The 23,946-nt window shown below is 63.7% G+C and carries 24 protein-coding genes; 9 read left to right on the forward strand and 15 right to left on the reverse strand.

What is annotated here, in order from left to right; genetic code table 11:
- Window position 1: 1 nt before the first annotated feature.
- From AC0L20_RS03505 to AC0L20_RS03540, 8 genes are read left to right on the forward strand one after another with little or no spacing between them, the layout of a single operon-like run.
- On the forward strand, window positions 2-1,597 hold the full coding sequence (locus AC0L20_RS03505; RefSeq protein WP_473287432.1) for a xanthine dehydrogenase family protein molybdopterin-binding subunit: 1,596 nt from the start codon (window positions 2-4) through the stop codon (window positions 1,595-1,597).
- Window position 1,598: 1 nt separating this feature from the next.
- On the forward strand, window positions 1,599-2,621 hold the full coding sequence (locus AC0L20_RS03510; protein WP_473287433.1) for a xanthine dehydrogenase family protein molybdopterin-binding subunit: 1,023 nt from the start codon (window positions 1,599-1,601) through the stop codon (window positions 2,619-2,621).
- A 7-nt stretch (window positions 2,622-2,628) separates the two neighbouring features.
- Entirely contained in the window at window positions 2,629-3,510 is an 882-nt protein-coding gene (locus AC0L20_RS03515; protein WP_473287434.1) for an AAA family ATPase, read from the forward strand.
- The gene (locus tag AC0L20_RS03520; RefSeq protein ID WP_473287435.1) at window positions 3,507-4,628 is read left to right on the forward strand and encodes a vWA domain-containing protein; all 1,122 of its coding nucleotides are present in this window, start codon (window positions 3,507-3,509) and stop codon (window positions 4,626-4,628) included. Before AC0L20_RS03515 ends, AC0L20_RS03520 begins: the two co-directional genes overlap by 4 nt.
- Window positions 4,625-5,509 (forward strand): amidohydrolase family protein, encoded by an 885-nt coding sequence (locus AC0L20_RS03525; protein ID WP_473287436.1) that lies wholly within the window; start codon window positions 4,625-4,627, stop codon window positions 5,507-5,509. Before AC0L20_RS03520 ends, AC0L20_RS03525 begins: the two co-directional genes overlap by 4 nt.
- A 42-nt stretch (window positions 5,510-5,551) precedes the next feature.
- Window positions 5,552-6,400 (forward strand): MBL fold metallo-hydrolase, encoded by an 849-nt coding sequence (locus AC0L20_RS03530; protein WP_027569306.1) that lies wholly within the window; start codon window positions 5,552-5,554, stop codon window positions 6,398-6,400.
- Window positions 6,401-6,418: 18 nt separating this feature from the next.
- A complete protein-coding gene (locus tag AC0L20_RS03535) occupies window positions 6,419-7,993 on the forward strand; it encodes an isochorismatase family protein (protein WP_473287437.1) in 1,575 nt (524 codons plus the stop codon).
- 3 nt (window positions 7,994-7,996) lie between these two features.
- Window positions 7,997-8,623 carry an FMN-dependent NADH-azoreductase gene (locus AC0L20_RS03540; protein WP_473287438.1) on the forward strand — a complete coding sequence of 209 codons (627 nt, stop codon included), beginning with the start codon at window positions 7,997-7,999 and terminating at the stop codon, window positions 8,621-8,623.
- Window positions 8,624-8,646: 23 nt separating this feature from the next.
- Here AC0L20_RS03540 and AC0L20_RS03545 read toward each other — a convergent pair whose 3' ends face one another.
- Genes AC0L20_RS03545 through AC0L20_RS03570 form a run of 6 tightly spaced genes read right to left on the reverse strand, consistent with a single transcriptional unit; the run spans window position 8,647 to window position 14,512 of the window.
- Window positions 8,647-9,696: a LacI family DNA-binding transcriptional regulator gene (locus AC0L20_RS03545; protein WP_473287439.1), complete on the reverse strand. Its 1,050-nt coding sequence runs from the start codon at window positions 9,694-9,696 to the stop codon at window positions 8,647-8,649.
- Window positions 9,693-10,337 carry a ThuA domain-containing protein gene (locus AC0L20_RS03550; protein WP_473287440.1) on the reverse strand — a complete coding sequence of 215 codons (645 nt, stop codon included), beginning with the start codon at window positions 10,335-10,337 and terminating at the stop codon, window positions 9,693-9,695. The genes AC0L20_RS03545 and AC0L20_RS03550 overlap by 4 nt, the downstream gene beginning before the upstream one ends.
- Window positions 10,338-10,347: 10 nt before the next feature.
- Window positions 10,348-11,445 carry a Gfo/Idh/MocA family protein gene (locus AC0L20_RS03555; RefSeq protein WP_473287441.1) on the reverse strand — a complete coding sequence of 366 codons (1,098 nt, stop codon included), beginning with the start codon at window positions 11,443-11,445 and terminating at the stop codon, window positions 10,348-10,350.
- Window positions 11,446-11,467: 22 nt separating this feature from the next.
- Window positions 11,468-12,316, reverse strand: coding sequence for a carbohydrate ABC transporter permease (locus tag AC0L20_RS03560; RefSeq protein ID WP_473287442.1), 849 nt, complete (start codon window positions 12,314-12,316; stop codon window positions 11,468-11,470).
- Window positions 12,309-13,250 carry a carbohydrate ABC transporter permease gene (locus AC0L20_RS03565; RefSeq protein WP_473287476.1) on the reverse strand — a complete coding sequence of 314 codons (942 nt, stop codon included), beginning with the start codon at window positions 13,248-13,250 and terminating at the stop codon, window positions 12,309-12,311. The genes AC0L20_RS03560 and AC0L20_RS03565 overlap by 8 nt, the downstream gene beginning before the upstream one ends.
- Window positions 13,251-13,252: 2 nt before the next feature.
- On the reverse strand, window positions 13,253-14,512 hold the full coding sequence (locus tag AC0L20_RS03570; RefSeq protein WP_473287443.1) for an extracellular solute-binding protein: 1,260 nt from the start codon (window positions 14,510-14,512) through the stop codon (window positions 13,253-13,255).
- Window positions 14,513-14,675: 163 nt separating this feature from the next.
- On the opposite strand from AC0L20_RS03570, the gene AC0L20_RS03575 reads away from it, so the two are divergent.
- Window positions 14,676-15,434 carry an SDR family NAD(P)-dependent oxidoreductase gene (locus tag AC0L20_RS03575; protein ID WP_247407910.1) on the forward strand — a complete coding sequence of 253 codons (759 nt, stop codon included), beginning with the start codon at window positions 14,676-14,678 and terminating at the stop codon, window positions 15,432-15,434.
- Window positions 15,435-15,483: 49 nt separating this feature from the next.
- On the opposite strand, the gene AC0L20_RS03580 is transcribed toward AC0L20_RS03575, so the two are convergent.
- The 9 genes from AC0L20_RS03580 to AC0L20_RS03620 all read right to left on the reverse strand — a co-directional run bounded on the left by AC0L20_RS03580 (window position 15,484) and on the right by AC0L20_RS03620 (window position 23,598).
- Window positions 15,484-16,527 carry a uroporphyrinogen decarboxylase family protein gene (locus tag AC0L20_RS03580; protein ID WP_473287444.1) on the reverse strand — a complete coding sequence of 348 codons (1,044 nt, stop codon included), beginning with the start codon at window positions 16,525-16,527 and terminating at the stop codon, window positions 15,484-15,486.
- Between the two features lie 36 nt (window positions 16,528-16,563).
- Window positions 16,564-17,433: a fumarylacetoacetate hydrolase family protein gene (locus tag AC0L20_RS03585; protein WP_473287445.1), complete on the reverse strand. Its 870-nt coding sequence runs from the start codon at window positions 17,431-17,433 to the stop codon at window positions 16,564-16,566.
- Window positions 17,434-17,436: 3 nt separating this feature from the next.
- The gene (locus tag AC0L20_RS03590) at window positions 17,437-18,096 is read right to left on the reverse strand and encodes a polysaccharide deacetylase family protein (RefSeq protein WP_473287446.1); all 660 of its coding nucleotides are present in this window, start codon (window positions 18,094-18,096) and stop codon (window positions 17,437-17,439) included.
- 11 nt (window positions 18,097-18,107) lie between these two features.
- Window positions 18,108-18,944: an ABC transporter permease gene (locus AC0L20_RS03595; protein ID WP_473287447.1), complete on the reverse strand. Its 837-nt coding sequence runs from the start codon at window positions 18,942-18,944 to the stop codon at window positions 18,108-18,110.
- A gap of 7 nt (window positions 18,945-18,951) precedes the next feature.
- Window positions 18,952-19,758: an ABC transporter ATP-binding protein gene (locus AC0L20_RS03600; protein WP_456764975.1), complete on the reverse strand. Its 807-nt coding sequence runs from the start codon at window positions 19,756-19,758 to the stop codon at window positions 18,952-18,954.
- Window positions 19,737-20,492: an ABC transporter permease gene (locus AC0L20_RS03605; protein WP_247433352.1), complete on the reverse strand. Its 756-nt coding sequence runs from the start codon at window positions 20,490-20,492 to the stop codon at window positions 19,737-19,739. Before AC0L20_RS03605 ends, AC0L20_RS03600 begins: the two co-directional genes overlap by 22 nt.
- 2 nt (window positions 20,493-20,494) lie before the next feature.
- Window positions 20,495-21,463, reverse strand: coding sequence for an ABC transporter substrate-binding protein (locus AC0L20_RS03610; protein ID WP_473287448.1), 969 nt, complete (start codon window positions 21,461-21,463; stop codon window positions 20,495-20,497).
- 51 nt (window positions 21,464-21,514) lie between these two features.
- Entirely contained in the window at window positions 21,515-22,219 is a 705-nt protein-coding gene (locus AC0L20_RS03615; RefSeq protein WP_473287449.1) for a GntR family transcriptional regulator, read from the reverse strand.
- 230 nt (window positions 22,220-22,449) lie between these two features.
- Window positions 22,450-23,598 carry an ABC transporter substrate-binding protein gene (locus AC0L20_RS03620; protein ID WP_473287450.1) on the reverse strand — a complete coding sequence of 383 codons (1,149 nt, stop codon included), beginning with the start codon at window positions 23,596-23,598 and terminating at the stop codon, window positions 22,450-22,452.
- Window positions 23,599-23,946 lie beyond the last annotated feature (348 nt).

Raw genomic sequence — 23,946 nt, forward strand, 5'->3', positions numbered from 1 at the left:
CATGCTGGAACTACGCAAGGACATCTTCGCCGACGAGCGCGACGATAATCTCAACGAGATCGGCAAGGGCACCCAGCGCCAGGACATGCTCGGCCATGTCACGGGCACATCGAGCTATTTCAACGACCACAAGCTCCAGGGCATGCTGCACCTGAAAGTCGTCCGCTCGACCCATTCGCATGCAAGGATCCGGCGGATCGACACCGCTGACGCCGAGCGCTCATCCGGCGTGCGCCGGATCATCCGCGGCTCCGACGTACCCCGCAATCTCAATACGCTCTTGAGCCTGATCAATTTCGGCAAGGACGACGAGCCGTCGCTGGCCGTCGACAAGGTCCGCTACAAGGGGGAGCCGATCCTGGCCATCGTCGCCGACAGCGAGCGCGAGGCGTTCGAGGCGATCGCAAAGGTGCGGATCGACTATGAACCGTTGCCAGCCGTGTTCGACGTAGAAGATGCGCTGAAGGCCGGCGCGCCCGTCGTCAACGATACCTATCCGAAGAATGCCTTCATTTATCACGACACATATGACCACCAAAAACTCCGCTTCGGCGATGCCGATGCCGCACTCGCGGCCGCCGATCACGTGCTCGAACAGCGCTACCAGATGTCGCCTATCGAGCACGCCCCGACCGAAACCAACGGGTCGATCGCGGCGCCCGACACCAACGGGCGGTACGTCGTCTATACATCGACGCAGGCGTTGTTCTTCTCCGTCGACACCTGCGCCAAGATTCTCGACGTCCCCTCCAACACCTTCCATTTCATCGGCGGCACCGTCGGCGGCGGCTTTGGCGGCAAGGTCGACACGCTGACCGAACCTTTATGCATCCTGGGTGCGATGCTGACGGGACGTCCCGTGCGCTACGTGTTCGGACGCGAAGAAGAGATGCAATACGGCCCGCCGCGGGGCGCCGAGCGCATCTACATCAAGGACGGCGTGATGCGCGACGGCCGGGTCGTCGCGCGAAAGATCCGCTCATATTTCGACAGCGGCGCATATACGCGGCTCTCCAGTTATGCCGCGGTGAAATGCGCAGCCCACCTGCCCGGGCCCTACACCATCCCGAACGTCTATGGCGACGTCTACTGCGTCTTCACCAACCGCACGCCGGCAACCGCTATGCGGGGCTTCGGCGTCACCGCAATGGATTTTGCGATCGAGTGCCAGATGGACAAGCTCGCGAACCTCGTCGGCATGGATCCGATGGAGTTCCGCATCCTCAATGCCTATCGCGACGGTGACATGAAGGCGCATCGGCGCGAGGCCAAGAACACGGCGCTGATCGAGTGCGTCCAGGTCGCCGCGGAGAAAGCCAAATGGCCGATCCGCGACGAGTTCAAGCGCGCCTCTTCCCGCAAGGACGGCGGTGGCAGCCGTGCCACCATCCCGCGGACACCTGCCGAGACCCCGGCGAGGACGACCGCTCCAGCGCAGCAGCGCACGAGCTATGATCGCCTGCCGACGGCCGCGTCGCGCGAACCGCCGCGCGAGCCCCCACCGCCCGCGCCCTTCCCGCCGCCGTCACCGCGACCAGCATCGCCCTCGCATGGGGCGGGTCGATTCTCATCCGTGTTCGGCACCAGGAGGCGTTGAGATGACCCGACATCGCGGACGCGGCATCGCGTCGGTCAATTATCCCATCGGCATGAACCTCGGCGGCGATCCTAGTCAGGCTCTGGTTCATTCCAATCCGAGCGGCAAGTTCACCGTGGCGCTATCCTCGATCGATCTCGGCCAAGGCATGAAGTCGGTCACGCGGCAGATCTGCGCAGAGACGCTCGGCGTACCCGTCGAGGATGTTCATGTCGACACCGCCGATTCCGATACCGGCCCGCATTGCATGGGTTCGTTCGCCTCGCGCGGCACCCATCGCGTCGGCAATGCCGTGATGGCGGCGGCGCGCGAGGCCCGCGGCGTGATGATGGAGGCCGCCGCCGAGGAACTCGAGGTCAACGCCGCCGATCTCGAAACCGACGGGCGTGGCAACATCCACGTCAAGGGCGCGCCGCACCGCTCGATCTCCACCAAGGACGTCGCCATCGCCGCGCAGTTCAAGCAAGGCAAGACCATCGCCGGCCGTGGCATCTTCCTGGTTCCTCTGTCCAATGTCGATCCCGAGACCGGCGAGATGTCGCCTGCGACCTGCTACGCCCATGCCTGTCTCGTCGCCGAAGTCGAGGTCGACGACGAGACCGGCGAGGTCACGATGATCCGCATGGACTCCGCCTATGAGCTCGGCCGTGCGCTCAACCCGCGCCTGGTCGAGCAACAGCTCGTCGGCGGCGCCTGGATGGGCGTCAGTCACGCGCTCTACGAGACCCCTGAACCCTATTATCCCGATCCTGTCCACGGCCCTCGCGACTTCGTCGAATATGTGATGCCCGGTCCTGGCGACATCTGCCCCCACGACATCGCAGTGTTGGAACGCCCCGCTCCCGATGGTCCCTTCGGCGCCAAGGGCCCCGGCGAAATGTGCGCGAATCCGGTATTGCCGGCCGTTGCGAACGCCATCTTCAACGCTGTCGGCGTCCGCATCGACGATCTGCCGATTACGCCGGAGAAGGTGCTGCGCGCGATCAAGGCCGAGGGCGGCGCGCGCCCTCAGGCGCGGCGCTGAGGTCTCGATGGCCGTCCGCAGCAACATCGTCGGCATCGATAGCCCCGAGGCACTGGAGAAGGCGCTTCGGGCCGCCTATTACCTCGCCGACGAGGGGCTGGCGACCGCCGCCTATCTCGGGCTGGCGCTGGGCAAGCCATTGCTGCTCGAGGGCGCGCCGGGCGTCGGCAAGACAGAGGCCGCCAAAGCTATTGCCGCCGTCCTCGGCCGCCGCCTGATCCGCCTGCAATGCTACGAAGGCATCGACGCGTCCGCCGCACTCTACGAATGGAACTATCCGCGCCAGATGCTCGCCATCCGCCAGGCCGGTGATGAGAGCATCGACATCTACGGCGAAACGTTTCTGATCGAGCGACCGATGCTGGCGACGCTGCGTGCGCCTGACTCGACTGTGCTGCTGATCGACGAAATCGATCGCGCCGACCAGGAATTCGAGGCCTTCCTGCTCGAGTTTCTATCCGACTTTCAAATCTCGATCCCGGAGCGCGGCACGGTGCGCGCTTCTGAGCGCCCGGTCGTCGTCCTCACCTCAAACCGCACGCGGGATCTTCATGAAGCGTTGCGGAGGCGGTGCGTCTATCACTGGATCGACTATCCCTCGGCGGAGCGCGAAGCGCGCATCGTGATGATGCGGGCCTCCAGCGTCGCCGAGGGGACCGCGCGGGCCGTCGTCGCGGCCGTCGAGAAGCTGCGACGCGAGCCGCTCAGCAAGGCGCCCGGGATCGCCGAGGCCGTCGATTGGGCTGAGGCCGCCACGCTGTTGCACCAGGGCGGCGCACGCTGGCCCGATGCCTTCAGGCGCTCGATCGGCGTTGCCCTGAAAGACGAGGAGGATCTGCACTTCATTTCGCCGCGCCTGGACGCCCTGCTGGCGGAGGCCTCTGCATGAGCGCCGAACCCGAACTGCCGCGTGCTGCGCGCGTCTTCATCACCTTCGTCGGGTTGTTGCGAACGAACAGGTTTGCCGTCGCACCGGAACAGACGACCTCGTTCCTGGCCGCGATCCAGTTGCTCGGTCCCCGCGGCCTGGAGGACATTCGGCAGGCAGCCCTCGCGACACTGGCCCCTCCCCCGGAGCGTCGCGCAACGTTCGACCGGCTGTTCGATCTGCACTTTCGCGGAAACGAGGCCATCGAGCGCGTCGATGACGGTGAGGACGAGGAGACGGTTCGGCTGCAAGAGGAGACCCGTGGAAACGACGAGGCGCTGCTGTCGGACGAGGCCAACGAGTCCGGTCTCGCAGCTGCGCGCGCCGAAGCGCTGGTCGAGCGCCGCTTTGCGCAGCTCTCGACCACCGATGCGCTGCGCCGGCTTGCCCGCGAGGCGCCCAGGCGTCTGCCGAAGCGGCGCGGCCATCGCCGCATGCGGGCTCGCAGCGGGCCCTACGCGGATTTGCGCCGCACCTTACGCGACTCCGTTCGCAGCGACGGCGAAATCCTCCGGCTGGGGCGTTTGAAGCGGCGGCAGCGCCCACGCAAGGTGTTGCTCCTGATTGACGTCTCCGGATCGATGAAGACCCGGACCGAAGAGAATATGAAGTTCGCGCACACGCTGGTGCAGGCGGCGCCCAACGTCGAGGTCTTCACCTTCGGCACGCGGCTGACCCGCATCACCCGCCCGTTGCATCTCAAACGCCGAGAGCAGGCGCTCAAGGCCGCAGCCTATGTGGTCAGCGACTGGGACGGCGGCACCCGGATCGGCGACGCGCTTCAGGCCTTTCTCGCCGTGCCCCGCTTCGGTGGATACGCGCGGGGCGCCGCCGTAGTCATCGTTTCCGATGGCCTGGAGCGGGGCGAACCCGATGCGTTGCGCGATGCGGTCGCGAAACTATCGCGCCGTGCGTGGCGCGTGAGCTGGCTGACGCCGCTCGCGTCCGGTCCCGACTTTCGTCCGCAGACCGAAGCGCTGGTCGCGATCGAGCGCTTCGTCGACGACCTCGTCGATGGCGGATCGAGCGCCTCGATCGTCGCGCATGTGCTGGCGCTGGGACAAAGGAGAGTTGCGTGACGGACATCGTCGATGGGCACCATCATATCTGGCGTCAGGCCGACCTGCCCTGGCTGGTGGGTCCGATGCAGCCGCGCATCTTCGGTCCGTACGAGCCGATCCGGCGCGATTACCCGATCGAGGAATATCTCGGCGACATCGAAGGCAGCGGGGTTACCCGCTCAGTCTATGTCCAGACCAACTGGGCCAATGACCGCTTCGAGGACGAGGCCGCCTGGGTGCAGCAAACCGCCGAGGAGCACGGCTGGCCGCATGCCATCGTGGCTTACGCCGATTTTTCAGTGGACGACGTGCGTCCACAGCTCGACCGCCTGAAGCGCTATTCCCTGGTACGCGGCGTCCGCATGCAACTGCATTGGCACGAGAACCCGCTTTATCGCTTTGCCGTGCGGCCGGACCTCTGCACCGATCCCGTGATCCAGCGCAATATCGCCCGCCTTGCGGACTATGGCTGGAGCTTTGACCTTCAGGTGTTCACGCCGCAGATGCCGGACGCCGCACACCTTGCGGAAGCCTGCCCGAAGGTGACCTTCATCCTCCAGCACGCCGGCATGCTGGAGGACCTTTCACCTGCAGGCCGCGCCGCGTGGCGCGCCGGGATGGCCCGTCTCGCCGCATGCCCGAACGTCGTTTCGAAACTGTCGGGGCTCGGAACCTTCATCCACCGCAACGAGGCCGCGCATATCGCATCCGTCCTGATCGATACGATCGCGATCTTCGGCGCTGAACGCTGCCTGTTCGGCTCGAATTTTCCCATCGAGAAATTGTGGACCAGCTATCGCGAGCTGATCGATGCGTTCCGTGCCGCCGCCGCGCCGCTGCGCGATGATCAGCACGAAGCCATTTTCAGAACCACCGCCATGCGCGTCTATCGGCTCTGAGCGCCGAGGGAACGAACGAGAACGGACACAGGGAGGGACGGAATGCCGCTGGAAATCAAGATCCTGGACTACGGCGATATCGAGCTGGAATCGAGCTTTCTGGTTCTCGGCCACGACTGCGGCCGCACCCGCCGTGTCCTCACACTCGGCTTCCTGATCCTCGGAGGCAAATATCCTGTCGTGGTAGATACCGGTTATCGCTCCAACCAGATCATGGAAACGCTGGGGATGCGCGGCCTGCAGTATCACGAGCACATGATCGAGAACCAGCTTGCGCGGCACGGCGTGCGGATGGGCGATGTGCGTTTCGTCTGCCACACCCATTTGCACATCGACCATGCCGGCAAGGACGATCTGTTTCCGATGAATACGACCGTCGTCCTCAACCGCCGCGAGCTCGAATATTCCGTGTCCGGCCTGATGCATCCGCAATATCCGGCACCGGATATCAAGCATCTGATCGACCGTCTGCACACCAAGAGTGCGCTGCGCTTTCTCGATCTCGAGATCACAGGTCCCATCGAGCTGATGCCGGGCGTCTACTGCGACGCCGCGAATGCGCATACCGAAGGCTCAATGAACATCATCGTCGAAACCGCCGACGGCATCGCCACCATCTGCGGCGACGTGATCTACGATTTCAACGACCAGATCGTGACGCCCTTCAACGAGATCCACGACTGGGAGCCGCGCACCACGGGAAATCACGGCACCACCAAGCGGGCCGAGAAGGCCGCCATCAAAAAGCTGCTCAGCAATTCACGCTATCTGCTGCCGGTCCACGACCGTCCAGCCAAGATCGAAGGCGGCAACGTCGTCGGCCGGCTGCACGACCAGGTTCCTGGACCGATCGTGCAATCCCTGCCCCAGCGCAACTGGTTTCCGGCCTAGACGCCAGAGGATCGACCGATGACGCACGTCACCTTGCGTTCCGAATTCGAGACCCTGATCGATCCTTACGCGCCAGTCGCGCAGATCGGCACCGGTTTTGACTTTACGGAGGGACCGATCTGGCATCCGGTCGATCATTATCTGCTGTTCTCGGACATGCCGGGCGACGTGCGCCGGCGCTGGGATGCGCGGCGCGGCGTCGCCGAGGTCAAGCGTCCCTCGAACAAATGCAACGGCATGACCTATGACGCCGAGCTCAATTTGATCGTTTGCGAGCACGCGACATCGTCGTTGATCCGCGAGCGGCCGGACGGGCGGCGCGAGGTGCTGGCCTCGCACTTTGGGGGACTGGAGCTCAACAGCCCCAACGACGTCTGCGTGCACTCCTCCGGCGCGATCTATTTCTCGGATCCCTGGTATGGCCGCATGCCGGTCTATGGCGTCGAGCGGCCGAGGCAGCTCGGCTTCCAGGGCGTCTATCGCGTCGCGCTCGGCGCCGAGCCGAAGCTCGTCGTCGAGCGCAATCTGTTCGACCAGCCGAACGGGCTGTGCTTTTCGCCCGACGAGAAACTGCTCTATGTCAACGACACCGTGCAGGCACTGATCCGCGTATTCGACGTCAACGGCGACGGCTCGCTGTCGAGTGCGCGTGTGTTCGCGAGCGGCATCCGCTCCGAGCTCGAACCCGGCTTGCCCGACGGCATGAAGTGCGACCAGCACGGCAACGTCTGGGTTACGGCACCCGGCGGGGTCTGGGTGTATTCGCCGCGGAGCGAGCTGCTGGGCAAGCTCCGCCTTCCTGAGCTCGTGGCGAACCTTACCTGGGGCGGTCCGGATTTCCGTACGCTGTACCTGACTTCGACGCACTCGGTCTATGCCATTCCCACCAAGGTCGGACCGCGCCACGAGCCCTATATGAGCGGCAAGCGAGGCGGCGGCACAGCGGCTCCCGGCTCTGCTTCCGCTGCACCCGTCCTTGCCGACGGCGAGATGCAGATCGACCCGCGACGCTGTGCCATGATCATCCAGGACCTCCAGAACGACGTCATCATGGACGGTGGTGCATTCGCCGATTCCGGCGCACCGGGTCACGCGAAGCAGCAGCATGTCGTCGAGAACGTTCGCCGCCTGGCAGAAACCGCGCGCGCCCGCGGCGTCGCCATCATCCATGTCTGGTTCGTCGTCGAGCCCGGCGCGCCCGGCGTGACTCTGAATGCGCCGCTGTTCGAGGGTCTTGTCGACAGCAAGGCGATGGTGCGCGGAAGCTGGGGGGCGGCACCGGTGTCAGGTCTCGAACCACGGCCCGGCGATTTCGTGGTCGAGAAGGTGCGCATGAGCGCCTGGGAAGGCACCAGGCTCGAAACGATTCTGAAAGCCACCGGTCGCGATATGATCATCAACACCGGCGCCTGGACCAACATGTCGGTCGAGCACACGGCGCGGACCGGCGCCGACAAGGGCTACTTCATGATCGTTCCTGAGGATTGCTGCTCGACCATGAATGCCGATTGGCACGCTGCCTCGATCAACTTCGCCATGCAGAACGTCGCCGTCGTGACCAAGGCCGATGCGGTCATCAAAGCGCTGGAATGAGCAGTGGCGAAGCTCCTGCACCTGTCCTGCTCGCCCCGCGACGACTCCTGGTCAAGTGCCGGCGCCCGCGTTTTCCTCGATGGCTTTCGCCAAGCTCGGCCCGATTGGGACGTGGATGTCATGAATCTCTGGCAGGAGCGCCTGCCGGAGTTTTCAGGTCCCATTGTCGAAGCCAAATATGCACGGATGAAGGCGCAAGCCTTCAACGACGCGCAGCGGGACAGCTTCGCGGAAGCCGAGCGGATGGCGGTGCGCTTAGCGCTCGCCGAGCGGGTGCTGATTTCGACGCCGATGTGGAACTTCAGCATTCCCTATAAGCTCAAGCAATTCCTCGACGTCATCGTCCAGCCCGGGCTCACCTTTCGGTTCGACCCTTCGGTAGGGTATGTTCCGCTGCTGAAGGACCGGCCGACCATCGTCATCCTTGCCAGTGGCAGCGATTTCGCCACCGGCATGAACCGCGGGCGCATCGACATGGCAACGCCTTACCTGCGCGAAATTTTGCGTTTTGTCGGCATCAACAATGTCCGTTTCATTCCGATCGGGCCAACCACCGGACGGCAACAGCCGATCGAGGCGGCCCGCGAAAGAGCGCACCAACGTCTGGCCGTAATGGCCGCGAGCTTCTGATGTACCCCGCAGGCCAGTCGAGGCTACGGCAGATTGTCTCGCAAAAAAATGTCGATGCGGATGCGCTCCTGGTCGGGGCTGATGGGCTCACCCGAACAATGCGCGAGCAGAACTCGCGCTGCGGACCGGGCCTCGTGGCCGGGATCCTGGTTGATGATGGCATCGAGCGTGCCGCGGACCAGGAAACGCCGCGTGTATTGAGTCAGCTCGTGGGCAATCCAGACCACCTCACGCGTCCGTCCCGAGGCCTCGAGCGCGTCGGCGATGCCACGGTTCCCGGCGCCGCAGCAGTATATGCCGCGCAGATCGGGCTGGCGCGCGAGCAGCGCCGCAGTGAGCTCCCGCGTGCGCTCGCTGTCGTCGCGGCCCTCGATCACCGGCAGCGCGATCAGGTTCGGATATTCGCTGGACAGGATCTGGTGGAAGCCGAATTGCCGTTCGGTGTGATCGCGCAGTGACAACGACCCTGCGATCACGGCAACCGTCCCCTCGCGACCAGTGAGGAACCGTCCCATCAGCGTTGCAGCCGTGCGGCCTGCCGCCGGGTTGTCGATGCCGACATAGTGCAGGCGGCGCGAGCTCGGCGCGTCCGACACAAGGGTCACCACAGCGACCCCGCGCGCAGTGAGTTCGTCGATCGCCGCGCGCACCCTGGGATGATCGAGCGCGATCACGGCGACGCCCTGATAGGCGGGCGAGAGACTTTCCAGCGCGGCGGCGAGTACGTCCGGATCGAACACGTCAACACGGAGGATATCAATGAAGCCGCGCTGGCCGGCGAGCCAGTCCGCGGTGCGCTGGACCTGCTCGGTCAGGTTTGTCATGAAGCTGTTGCTCCCAGTCGGCAGCACGAAGGCAAAGCGGAACGTCTGCCCCCGGGCAAGCCGAGCGGCCGCGACGTCGGCACGATAGCCGAGTTTTGCCACCGCGGCCTCGACCCGCGCCACGGTCTTCGCGCGCACGCCCTCGCGCCGGTTGACGACGCGGTCGACGGTGGCGAGCGAAACACCCGCCGTGCGCGCGACGTCCTCAAGCGTAGCGCGAACCACCGACTGGGTCGCACCAGCATTCATTCGCGCGCCGCCCACAACATGCCACGGGTCATCAACGTCCGGATCTCCGGTACGTCGAGCTCGTAAGCGCGGTGGCCGAGCGAGGAATAGAACACCCTGCCCGCGCCGTATCGCTTCTTCCAAACCACGGGCATCACCACGCCCTCGATCCAGGGCGCGTGCTCGCCAGTGAAGGTCGTCGTCGCCAACACCTCGTTGGCGGGGTCGACATGCATGTAGTATTGCTCGGAACGATGCTCGAAACTCTTCAGGCCCTTCATGATGGGATCATCCGGCTTCGTCAAGTCGACCTTGTAGTCGATGATGTTGCCGGGATGCGCAACCCACTGCCCGCCGCACAGGAACTGGTAATCGACGGAATCGCGGAATGCGTCGCCCATGCCGCCATGATGACCGGCGAGCCCGACGCCGCTACGGACCGCAGCGCAGAGATTGAGCGCTTCCGCCTTCTCGATTGTCGACATGGTATAGATCGGGATGATCAGCGACAGGTCGTGGATCGCGGGATCGGCGAACGCGGCGGTGGTGGTTTCGATCCGCACCTCGAAGCCTTCCGCCTTCAGCCAGCCGCGGATCATCGAAGCGCAGAGATCGGGATCGTGTCCCGGCCAGCCGCCCCATACAATCAGTGCCTTGCGCATGTTTCTGTCCTTAGTCGATCTGTCCGGTTTCACGCCCGGCCGGCAGCATCGCCGGCCGCTCGACGCAGCTCTCGATCTTGACGCGTCGCCCTTCGTCGGCAGAGGTCTGGAACGCTTCCATCACCTCCAGCACGTGGAACGCGAGCGCACCGCTGGCACGATGCGGCCGGTTGTTCAGGATCGCGGAGGCCATGTCGGCGACGCCGATGGAACGGAACTCGCCATCGACATGACCGTGGGTTAGCGGCACCGGCTCCCATTCGCCGCCGGTCTTCGCGACCTGCACCTCCCCGCCGAAGCGGTTCGGATCGGGCACCAGCATGCTGCCCTTGTCGCCATAGATCTCGATCGGCGCGTGCCGGTGCTTCGGCACATCAAAGCTCATCGCGATCGAGACCACCGCTCCGCTCTCGAATTCCAGCGTGCCGGCGATATGGGTCGAGACTTCGACCGGGATCAGCGTTCCGTTCATCGGATGGCTGGTGACCAGCCGCTCGGATTTCGGACGCGCGGTCGAGCCCATCACGCTCGCCACCGGGCCGAGCAGCTGCACGAGATCGGTGATGTAGTACGGACCCATGTCAAGCATGGGCCCGCCGCCGCGCAAATAGTAGAAACCCGGCGCCGGATGCCAACGCTCGTGGCCGGGGCAGCCGAAGAACGCGCTGCCGGCCACAGGCGTGCCGATCGCGCCATCGTCGATCAGCTTGCGCGCGGTCTGGTGCCCACCACCAAGGAACGTATCGGGCGCGCAGCCGACGCGAACACTCTTTTGCGCGGCGAGGTCCATCACCTTGCGGGCTTCCGTGACGTTGATGCCGAGCGGCTTCTCGGAATGAACGTGCTTGCCGGCGTTCAGTACTGCGAGGCTGACGTCAGTGTGGGCGAGTGGCACGGTGAGATTGATGACGATCTCGACATCGTCCCGCTTGAGCAGTTGATCAACCCGCATCGCCGGCAGCCCGAAGGCGGCGCCCTGCCGCTCTGCGATGTCGCTGCGCATATCGGCGAGCGCCTTGATTTCCATGACCGGGAAGCGCTGGGCCGCCTTCAGATAAGCGGTGCTGATATTGCCGCAGCCGATGATGCCGATGCCGACTTTTCTCATTGTGATCTCCGTGAGGTGCCGTTCATCCCTTGACCGCGCCGGCGGTGAGGCCTGCGACGATGTGTTTCTGCGCCAGGAGGAAGAGAATGATCGTCGGCAGGATAGTCAAGGTGATGAAGGCAAGGATCAGATGCCACTCGGACGAATACTCGCCCTGATAAACCATGATACCGAGCGGCCAGGGATAGAGCGCGTCGGTGTTGAGCATCACCAGCGGCAGCAGATAGGCATTCCAGCTGTTGACGAAGGTGATGGTACCGACGGTCGCCAGGATCGGCCGCGACAACGGCAAGGTCACATAGCGGAAGAATTTGATATAACTGCAGCCGTCGACCAGCGCGGCCTCCAGCAGCTCGTACGGGATGTCCTTGAAGAAACGCCGCAGCAGCAGCACGCTCATCGCAAGACCGAAGGCCGCCTGCGGCAGGGCAACACCAAAATATGTATCGAGCAATCCGAGATCGCGCACCTTGATGAAGAGCGGCAGCACCGCTGTCGCGGCTGGAAACAGCAAGCCCAGCGTCAGGTAGCTCAGCAGCATCGAGCTGCCGTAGAACCTGATATGGGCGAAGGTGAACGCCGCCATCGAGGCGATGATCAGGGTCAAGGCCACTGTGAGTGTCGAGATGATCAGCGAGTTGCGCAAGAGCTGCCAGTAGCGTGCAGAGAACAGGATATCAGCATAGTTCTGCCACTCCCAGTGACGTGGCAAGCCAAACGGATTGACGCGCAGTTCGCCGAGCGATTTGAAGCCACCGAACAAGGTCGCGAGCAGCGGCACCATGACGATGATGGCAACGACGGCGAGGAACACCATCTTGAACAGCATCGAGGGATCGAACGGTGCGCGGATGATTCTGGCGTTACTCATCGCGCATGAACCATCGCTTGTAGGTGAAGGCAAAGGTCACGCAGATCGCAAACAGGATGACGCCGATGGCGCTGCCGTAGCCGACCCGCATGCGCGAGATGCCGTTGTTGTAGAGGAAGCTCACCATCGTGTTCGAGGAATCTGCCGGCCCGCCGCGCGTCAAGGGCATGACGAGATCGAACAGCTGCAGCGAACCGACGATAGCAAAGAACACGGAGAGCCTTATCGTCGGATAGAGCAACGGGATGACCACATGCCGCAAGGCTTGCGATCGGGTCGCGCCGTCGATGCGCGCCGCCTCGACCAGGCTCTTGTCGAGGCCCTGGAGCGCCGCGATGAACAGCATCATGTGGAAGCCAAAGTACTTCCACACGATCACGATCAGCACCGCCAGCATGGCCGTATCGGTCGAGGCAAGCAGATGCGGAGGCTCGGCGCCGAAGCTGCGCCAGATCGACGCCACAAGGCCGTAGTCGCCATCATAGACGAAGCTGAAGATCAGCCCGGTCGCGATCTCCGCCAGGATATAAGGCATGAAGAACAACATGCGCAGCGCCACCGCCCCTCGAAAGCGCTCGGCGAGCATCACGGCCAAGGTGAGCGCAAGCGGCAGCTGGATGGCGAGCGAAACAGCGATGATCAGCCCGTTGTTACGCAGCGCGAGCCAGAAGGCGCGGGTCTCCAGCACGAAGCGGTAATTGTCCAAGCCAATCCAGTTGGTCGGCCTGCCGAACCCGTTCCAATTGAAGCCCGAATACCAGGCTGCTTCGCCGATCGGAAGCACAACGAACAACGTGAACAATAGCAGCGCCGGCGGCAGGAATAGGATGAGCACCGTCAGCCTGCCGTCCCAACTCGGGCCACGGACCGTGACCTGGGGCACCATCTCGCCAGCAGCGCCGATCGCCGACACGCTCGCGGTCCGCCGCGCCACCGTCAGTTGCCCTGCTTCCACGCCGCCTCGATCGCCTTGGCAGCCTCTTGCGGGCTCATGCTGCCGCCGGCGATTTCGGCCGTGACGTCGTTGACGACGCGGCCGACCGACGGACCCAGGCTCTGGTCATAGAAGTTCTGGTGGTAGTTCGACTTCGCCAGATTGGCGGCAATCAGCTTCATGAAGCTGTTGTTCAGCCCTGCGTCCGCGCCCTGCACCACCGGGATGATGAAGTTGCCGGCGGCAAGCCGCGTCTGCACCTCTTTGGAGACGAAGTATTTCAGGAAATCGACAGCCTCCTTGGGCGAGCCCTTCGTAATCAGCCAACCGGTGATGCCGCCGAGCGTATCGGTCGGCGCACCTTTGCCGCCGGTCACGACCGGGAAGTCGAACCAGCACATCTTGTCTTCGGTCAATCCGACCTTGTCGGCGGCGAGAGCGCGTTGCAGATGATAGACCGTGCTGATCGCCAGCGTCATCGCCGCCTTGCCGTCGCCGAAATAGCCGACCGCCTGCGGGTTCTTGAAACCCAGGAAGCCATTCTGGAACGGCTGGAGATCGACGAGCTGCTTGAACAGCTCGCCGGATTTCTGGAAGGTTTCCCCGGCAAAGCCGCCGTTCTCGCCGCGCAGCGCCGCATCGAACGCCGCCTTGCCGCCGATGCGCACCGCAAGATGCGTCCAGTAGAAGTGCAGCGGCCATTTGTCGGCGCCGCCGACCACGATCGGGGTCACACCGGCGGATTTCAACGCCTTCACGGCAGCAAGCAGATCGTCCCAGCTCTTGATCCCGGCAGGATCGACCTTCGCCTTGGCCATCAGCTCCTTGTTGCAGAGGAAGCCGACCTGCGAGAGCGCCGTGGGCAGACCATAAACCCGGCCGTTGCTGGTGAAGGCGGCGAGCGCCGCGGGTGTGAGATTGTCGCTGTAGCCCTTCACAGAATCGGTGATGTCGTCGAGCACGCCGGCCTCGATCTGCGTCTTCAGGACACCGCCGGCCCAGCTGTAGATGATGTTGGGCCGGTCTTTGGATTGCAGGATGGTCGGCAGCTTGGCCTTGTAGGCCTCGTTCTCTAGGAACTGCATCTCGACCTTGACGCCCGGATGCGACCCCTCATAGGCGCGCGCGACCTCCTCCCAGATTTTGACCTGGGCCGGGTTGGCCTCGATGTGCAGCCATTTCACCGTCGTATCGGCCGCAGCGAGTGTCGCTCCGAGCAGGCATGCGACAACGGCCAGTCCCAGTTTCCCGAGCAGTCTCATCACATTCCTCCCAACGGCTCTTATTCTTGGTGCAATCCTGCCTTCGATTTTTGAGGTACGCAACTGAAATTCTGATCTATGCACCTCACGAAGGAGATCGCTAAGGTGCGCGCGAGAGTCGGGCGGCGCGTCGCGCTGCCCCAACGCAAATCGAGGGATATCCATGGCTGCCGTTTATTCCGACCTCGCCGGCAAGGTCGTTCTCGTCACCGGGGGCGCATCTGGAATTGGCGCTGCGATCGTGCGGCGCTTCGCCCAGCAGAAATCCAATGTCGTGTTCTTCGACATCAAAGTCGACGAGGGCCAATCCCTGGCACGCGAGCTGTCGGATCAAGGTCTTGGCGCGCGTTTCATGCGGGTCGACTTGACCGATATCGCCGCGTTACGTGCCGGCGTCGCGGAGGCGCGCAACATGCACGGCGCAATCAACATCCTCGTCAACAATGCCGCGCATGACGAGCGGCACAGCACCGAGGAAATGACACCGGAATATTGGGACAACCGTATCGCGGTCAACTTGAAGCACCAGTTCTTTGCTGCGCAGGCCGTGTTGCCGGACATGAAGGCGGCGAACGCCGGCGCCATCGTCAATTTCGGTTCGGTGTCGTGGATCGCCGGACAAGGCGGCATGGCCGCCTACACCGCCAGCAAATCAGGCGTGATCGGTCTCACGCGCTCTCTGGCCCGCGATTACGGCGCCTACAACATCCGCGTGAACGCGATAGCGCCGGGATGGATCATGACTGAGCGCCAGCTCGACAAATGGATGACGCCACAGGGCGAAGTCGAGCTGATGCAACGACAATGCCTGAAGCGCAAACTCGTCCCGGACGAGGTCGCGAAGTTCACCATCTTCCTCGCTTCGGACGAGGCTTCCGCCTGCACAGCCCAGCACTACATCGTCGATGGCGGCTGGGTCTGACGCGGACCAGAGCAGATCGTGCATTTGCTGGCGAACGGCTCGAACCTCGTCAACCAAGCTCCTGCCGAACCTTGGCCGCCGCATCGCACATCGCCTTCAATTTCCCGAACGCGACGGCGCGTGGCATGTATTTCATGCCGCAATCGGGCGCCGGAACGAGACGATCGGGCGACACATATTTCAGGCCGTTACGAATGCGGTCGGCGACCGTGTCGACGCTCTCGATCTGGGGGTCTGCGAGGTCGAGCACACCGAGCATGATCTTCTTTGACGAGAGGTCCTTCAGAACACCGAGGTCGAGTTTCGGCTGCGCCGCCTCGATCGAGATCTGGTCGGCAGTCGTATCGTCGAGCTCGGCGAGGAACGAATAGCCGGCCGGCTTGTTCGAGCCTGGCACGACCGCCGCATAGCCGAAACAGAGATGCACGACCGTCGGCACCGTGATGCCCTTCAAAGCGCGGTTGATCGCCTTGACGGCGTAGCGCTTGGCGGAATCCGGATTGTTCCGCACCCAGGGCTCGTCGAGCTGGATCACGTCTGCGCCTGCTCTTTGCAGATCGAGCGCCTCGGCATTGACGGCCTCGGCCAAGGCCATCGCGAGTTCTTCGTCGTCCTTGTAGAACTCGTTCTTGGCCTGCTGGCTCATGGTGAACGGACCCGGCAGCGTGATCTTCGCTGCACGATCGGTGTTCCTGCGCAGGAACTGCATGTCGTGCAGCTCGACCGGCCCCTTGCGCTTCACCGGCCCGACGACGCGCGGCACCGGGGTCTGGGTGTTGCCGGTGCGCGCCACGATCATCGCGGGATTGTCTCCGTCGATACCGTCGAGCGCCGTGGCGAAGCGGTTGGAGTAGCTCTCGCGGCGGATTTCGCCATCGGTCACGATATCGATGCCGGCGCGCTCCATGTCGCGGATCGCGACGATCGTCGCATCGTCCTGGGCCTCCTCCAGATGTTCCGCTGGCAGCCGCCACATGTCGTGCAGGCGCGTGCGCGGCACCACCTTCGACAGCATGGCGCGATTCACCAGCCATTCCGGTTGCGGATAACTTCCGACCACCGTGGTCGGGAGGATATGCGTTGGCATCGGCATAGGGATCTCCTTCTTTTGTCGTCGAGCGCAGCCAAATCAGGCTGCGCGCGTCGCCTCAGCCGGCACTTCGTCCTTGACGGGATTGCGGAGAATCCCGATCCCGGAGATCTCGATCTCCACGACGTCGCCGCCCTTCATCCATAGCGGCGGATTGCGATAAGCGCCGACACCGCCGGTCGTGCCTGTGACGATGACGTCGCCTGGCGCGAGCTCGGTGAAGGTCGAGCAGTAGGCAATCAACGCAGGCACATCGAAGACGAGATCGGAGATCGGGGCCTTCTGCACCTCGACGCCGTTGAGCCGGGTGATCAAGGTCTGCCTACTGACGTCGGTCAATTCGTCGGTCGTGACCATCCAGGGCCCAAAGCCGCCTGTGCCGGCGAAATTCTTGCCGGGCGCGAATTGCGAGGTGTGGCGCTGCCAGTCGCGGATGCTGCCGTCATTGTAGCAGGCATAACCGGCGACATGGCTCAACGCGGCTTCGCGCGAGATGCGGCGGCCGGCCTTGCCCATGACAACCGCCATCTCGCCCTCATAGTCGAAGCGCTCGGATTCGAGCGGCCGGATCATCGGCTGGCCATGTCCGACCTGGCTGTTGGCGAAGCGGGTGAAGATCATCGGGTGTGGCGGAGTGGGATGGCCGCTCTCGGCGAGATGCGTGGCGTAGTTGACGCCGATGCAGAAAATCTTGTCGGGCTCGGGGACCGTCGGCAGCAGCGTAACGTCCTGCAGCGCGTAGTCGGGCTTCTCGCCGGCAAGCTTCTTCAGTTCGTCGAGCGATCCCTTGGCAAGCAGCATCTTCAGCGTCGGATAGGCCTTGAGACGCTTGCCGGCATCGATGACGCCGTTGTCGGTGACAATGCCAAAGCTCGCGGTGCCGGCGATCGTGAAACTTGCGATTTTCATCAGTCAAACGCTCTCTTCGATGGAGGAAACATAGTCGTTGATCGGAAGTGCGATCGCGCCGTTGCGGATCGGAACGCATTGCGGTGGGAAATCCTGGCGGAAGCGGGCGCCGGCCGCCTCCGCGCGGTCGAGGAACTGCTCCAGATGGTCCATCGCACCGGTTGGAAGATCGTGCAGGACCATCAGCGTCCAGGGTTGCCGGCTGCACTGGACAGCGGCGCGCTCGCTCCAGCCGTCGGGATCGTCCCAGTCGCGGGGGATCGCATTCCAGAGCACGCAGCTGTGCTTGTTGCGGGTGAGATAGTCGACGACGGATGGTTTCAGCAGCCGCGTATCAAGATTGCCGCCGCCACCGAACGGCCGGAACCAGCGCTGCGGATGAGCGAGATCACCGATCGCGGCCTGCGTGCGGCCAATTTCGCTCTTTGCTGTATCGCGATCCGGCTGCTCACCGAGCGGGATGCTGTGGGTGAAGGTGTGATTGCCGATCCAGTGCCCCTCCCCGTGCGCACGCATCGCAAGGCGATGTCGCGCGGGATCGGCGAGCTTCTCGCCGATGACGAAGAACGTGGACTTGATGCCGCGCTCTCCGAGAATGTCGAGCACGCGCGGGGTCACGTTGGGATCGGGGCCGTTGTCGAATGTCAAGGTCAGATCGAACACGCGGAATTTCCTCAAGTCGCCGGCTGCATCTCGCCCGATGCGATGTCGTCGTTGGCCTGACCGGCGCGCGTGCCGGTCTGCCAGATCGCCGCCTTGCGCTCGATCCCCCGGATTGCGGCGTTGAAGGCGATCGCCATGAACAGCACGAGGAGGACGCCGGCGAACACGTGCGGACTGTCGAGGATCGTGCGGTAGCGCGAGATCAGATAACCGATGCCGGCCGAGGAGATCAGCATCTCCGAGACGACGACGCCAACGATCACCAGCGCGCCTCCCACGCGGAGCCCCGACAGCACTGTCGGAATCGCCGCGGGAATGATGACGCGAACCAGCCGCTGGCTCAGCGTCGCGCCCATGCTGCGTGCAGCGAGCAGCAGTTGAGGGTCGATGGTCTGGATGCCGGCGGCGGTGGCCAGCATCGTTGGCAGGAAGCCGTAAATCGAGGCGAAGGCGATCTTGGATTCGGAGCCGATGCCGAGCCACACCGTGAAGACGGGATAGAGGATCACGAGCGGCACGGCATAGAGGCTCGACACCATCGGCATGATCAGGACGCGCGGGCGCGGCAGGCTGCCGACGATGGCGCCGAGCAGAATGCCGCCGCCGCAGGCGAAGGCCATGGAGACCACGACTTCGTAGAGCGTCACTGCGAGCGCATGACCGTATTCGGGTGCCTCGGTCCATCCGGCGATCAGCGTCGATGACAGGGACGGCAGGAACAGCTCGGGAATGAGACCTGTGCGCGGCAGCAGCTCCCACAGCGCGATCAGGCCGACCACGATCAGATGTCGCAGCGTCTTCGCACTTATCTTCCCGGTCATCTTCTTCGCAGTCATCTTGGCGCTCATCTCCGCCTCACGCCGATTTGCGGATATGCCGCCAGATGCGGTCGCGCAAGCTCCCGAAGGCATCGCCGCTCAGCATCTCGTAGGTGCGGGGCCGCGGCAGCTGGACCTGGAGGTGATCGACGATGCGGCCGGGCCGCGCCGACATCACGATCACCTCGTCGGCGAGATAGACTGCTTCGGTGAGGCTGTGCGTGACGAAGACCACGGTCTTGCCGGTCGCCGCCCAGATGCGCAGCAGCTCGTCACCCATTGTCATGCGGGTCTGCTCGTCGAGGGCCGCGAACGGCTCGTCCATCAGCAGCACCGGCGGGTCCTGCACCAGCCCGCGCGCGATCGAGACGCGCTGCTTCATGCCGCCCGAGAGCTCGTGCGGATGACGCCTGCCGAATCCGTCGAGGCCGACCAGCGTGAGCGCATCCTGCGCCTTGGCGCGGCGCTCCGCCTTGGGCACGCCACGCAGGGCCAGCGGAAACTCGACATTGTCTTCGGCCGTCAACCAGGGAAACAGGCTCGCCTCTTGGAACACCACGCCGACCCTGTCCGGATCGGGCTGCGGAATCGGCGCGCCATTGATCGTGATCGTGCCCGAGGTCTGCTGGCGCAGGCCCGCCATCATCATCAGAAGCGTCGACTTGCCGCAACCGCTCGGGCCGACCAGCACGACGAAGCGACCCGGCTTGATATCGAGCGAAACGTCTTCCAGGGCGACCACGTCCTGAGACCTGGTCTTGAAGACCTGGCCGACATTCTTCACCTCGATCGCGCCGGCGCGCGCGGGAGGTTTCAACGGGGTCACGTTCGCCAATGGCTGCATCGCGTTTCCACCCATCTGACAAGTTCGTTGAAGGTCATTGCGATCGCGGCGACCATCACGACGCCGGCGAGAAGCTGCTTCATCTGGAAGTTCTCGCCCCAGGTCGCGATCTGGTGGCCGATGCCGTCGCGCGAGGCGTACATCTCGGCAAGGATCACCCCGGTGAGGTTGAAGATCATGGAGATCCGCAGGGCCTCCAGCAGCACCGGCAGCATGCTCGGCAGATAGACCCGGAACGCGGTCTGCATCGGAGTTGCGCCATAGGAGCGCGCCACCGTGAGATGCTCGACCTTGACCGACTCCACCGCCGTGGTCGTCGACATGATCACGATGAAGATCGTGGAGAAAAATCCAAAGCCGACCTTCTGGGCGAAGCCGACGCCGAATACGAGGATGAACATCGGCAGGAAGATGGATTTCGGAATGCTGAAGGCAAAGAACAGCAGCGGCTTGGCCACGTCGGCGAAGTAGCGGTTCTCCGCAACCAGGAAGCCGATCACGGCACCGAAGGGGACGGCTAGCGCGAACGCAGCCAGCACTTCGGTCGCCGTCACCATCAGGTCTTTCCGCACGGCCGCGCGCTGCAGGAGGTCGCCTAGCGTCGCAAACGTGTCGGACGCCGAGGGCAGCAGGCGCGGATTGACGATGCCGGTGCGCGACAGCAACTCCCATAGCGCCAGGACCGCGATGACGATCGCGATCCGTGCGAGCTTGATGGCGAGCGAGTTCTGCATCGTTACGGCTTGGTTGGAACCGGCTTGAACCTGGTCGAGATGACGTCCTCGACCGGCACGATGTCCTTGAGCCCGCCGAGCTTGGCCAGGTCCAGCGACAGCTGCACGGCCGCGTTCACGTCAGGCGCGCCCATGTCGCCGCTGGTCTCGAGCTTCATGATCGTGTTGTCGTATTCCAGGGCGGCGATCTCGGCCGGCATTTCGTAGAGCTCGGCGATCAGCTTGACGGTCACGTCGCGATTGGCGCGCATGAACGCAACCGCGCCATAGAGGGCGTTCACCGCCTTCTGGACCAGCTGAGGCTTTGTCTCCGCCAATTTGTCGAGCACGATCCAGCCTGCCGTGAGGTTCGGCGGCACCGCCGTGGCGTAATCGAGGATCGACTTGGCTTCGCCCGACTTCGCGATCTGGAAGCTCAGCGGCGAATAGACCACGGCGGCCTCGACGTTGCCTGCCAGGAGGTTCGGCACCAGACCGCCGCCACCAACCGGAACGCGCGTGAAATCGATTTTCTTGTCCTGGAGTGTCCATAGTGCGAGCAGGTCGGAACCGGAGCCGGCGGCGGTGATTGCGACCTTCTTGCCGTTGAGGCCCTTGACGTCGAGCGTCGACTTGGCCGGGACCATCAACTGCCAGCCAAAATTTCCCATCGCGGCATTGGCCACGATCCGTGACATCACACCCTTCTTGCGTCCCGCGGAGACCAGCGAGGGCGGATCGAGGATGATATCGGCCGCGCCCGCAGCCATGCCTTCGAACGTCTCTGCACCACTGCGGTAGATCGTCAGCTCGGCCTGGATGCCTTCCTTCTCGAACAATTTTTGCCGTACGGCCGTCTCGGCGATCGTCGTCGGCCAGTAGGTCTTCGTCGGCAGGCCGACGCGAATGGTTTCGGCGGCGGTGGCAGGGCCGGCGAGCACGCCGGCTGCGAAGAGCGACGCCAATAGCGCCTTGCGGCGAGTTGTTTTCATGATCTGTTTCCTCCCGGTCTCTGTTTTTCTTTGCCGGATTTTTCCGGATCGTCAGTTCGCGCCGTTCACCTCCGCAATGCGAGGCGCGGCGAGCTCGACAAACTCTTTGGTGATGCCGAAGTGCTTTGCCAATGCGCGAACCGCCGCATCCGCGTCACGTTTGACGACGGCAGCGACGATCGATTTGTGTTCGGCCTCGACGTCGCGCGGCTTGCCGACCTCCCTGCGGATCGAGAGGCGGCGATATCGCTCGCTTTGTTCGTGCAGCACGTCGCGGAAGCCGAGCAGCCACGGTGAGCCGCAGGCATTGACCAGTGCACGATGGAAGATGCGGTGGCGGACCACCCACTCCTCATAATGCACCGTCGGATCGTCGGGATAGCGATAGGGAACGGCCTTCAGGTCCGCCCAGGCGGATTTCACCGAGGCAAGCCAGGCATCGTCGCCCCGCTCGATCGAGCGACGGAGCGCAAGGCCCTCGATGTCGATCCGGGTCTGCGTCACGTCGGCGAGATCGGCGAGCGACACCGGGCTCACCCGGAAGCCACGCTGGTCGGACGCCAGCACGAGCCCGTCGGCGACCAGTCGGGAAAGTGCCTCACGTACGGCGGCGAGGCTCACGGAAAACTGCTTGGCGAGGCCGGCGATATGCAGCTTCTGCCCCGGAAGCAGCCGCGTCGCCAGGATGTCGGCGCGCAAGCGCTCGTGCAACGCCGATGTCAGGCTGCGCGGACCATCCCCGGGGCTTCCGGTCATATGAAACTGAAGCGGACCCATGGGTCGAATGATGACAAGGCAACGCGGAGGGGTCAATAGAAAATCGAAAATCGATTTTTCTGATCAGGTCGCGCCCTGCTGGAGGCTCCCCGGCATGGAACGACCCATCCCCGATCAGCCATCTCTGGACCCCAAACGGACGACCGGACCAGATCGGCGCAGGCATGGTGTCCCGCCACCGCGCTCGTACAAAACTGATCGGCGCGCCGCTACTTTGCCAGGCGGAACTTCCCGCCTTCGACCTTGATCAGGAAGGCCGAGCGCTCATCATAGCCGTTGTGATCGGCCTTGCTCATGTTCGACAGCCCATTGTTGAGATAGATGTTCTGCCCTCGCTCGAGTGCGTCCCGCAGCGCCGCGCGAAATTCGGTTGTGCCAGGCTTTGCTGTCTTCAGCGCATCCGGTGCAGCTTTTCCAATCAGCGCGACGACATCCCAGAGGTGAGCAGCAAACATGTTGGGCTTTTGCCCGTTCGCCGCTTCATACGCGGTCACGAACTCCTCGGTCGAGCGACGGAACGGATCTGCCGTGGGAAGATCGGCAGCAATGGTAAAAGCCTCGCCCGCGAATACGGCACCTTCGACGTTCGCGCCACCGAGCTTGATGAACTCCTCACTGGCCACGCCGTGTGTCTGAAATATCTTGCCGGCGTATCCGCGCTCGCGGAGCGCCTGCTGCGGCAGGACCGCCGGAGTTCCTGCGGACGCGATGAAGACGGCATCGGGATTGGTCGACATCACCTTCAGCGCCTGACCCGTGACGCTGGTGTCGGCTCGTGCATAGACCTCATGTGTGGTCACGGTCAGCCCCAACGCGGGCGCGAGGCGGCTCACCTCCTTGTAGTAGCCCTCCCCGTATCCATCGGAAACGCCGATATAGCCGAGCGTCTTCACGCCCGATTTCGCGATATGCTTGAGGATGGCGGCCGCCATGAGATCGTCATTGGGAACGACCTTGAAGGCCCAGGCGCGCTTCTCATCCATCGGTTGGACGATGGCGGTAGCGGCGGCGAGTGACAGCAGCGGCGTTTTCGATTCGAGCGCGACATCCAGCATCGGCATGGTCACCGGGGTCAGAGAGGAGCCGACCAGCACGTCGACCTTGTCCTGGATCACCAGCCGGCGTGCGTTCTGGACTCCTTTTGTCGAATCCGACTCGTCGTCCAGGACGATATAGGTCACCTTCTCTCCACCGATCTCTTTCGGAAGAGCTGCAACCGTCTTGAGCTGCGGTTGGCCCAGTGCGGATCCCGGGCCGCTTGCCGAAATCACGATTCCAATTTTGATGTCCGCGTGAGCAGCATGTCCATAAAGGACGCATGCCACAAGAAGCGAGGCTCGCGCGAAACCGATCTTCATGTCCTGTTCCTCCCTGTCCGCTTTGATGGCTCCGCCGGGTACATCGGGCGCCCCGGCTCGGCTTGCAGTATTCCCCAGGAGGCGCCGTCGCTGCCCAGAAGGCGTCCCGCGGTCCCGAGCAACCAGGCGGATCATGCTAAGCGGATCGCAGCAACGAGTCTGTCCCTAGCGTTAGGGACAAGAAGTAGGCGGACGCACCGCCGCATCCTCGCGGCGCATTTCGCCCGAGCTTTGCTTCGTCACTCCACCCTCAAAGCCAAGAGGGCGCAGGGAAGGCCGGGTGCCGGCTGGCACCCGCGGTCCGCTGCGCGAAAAGCACACGCAGGAAAACCGCACAGCAGCATACAG

It is taken from the genome of Bradyrhizobium sp. Kon58, assembly GCF_055807455.1.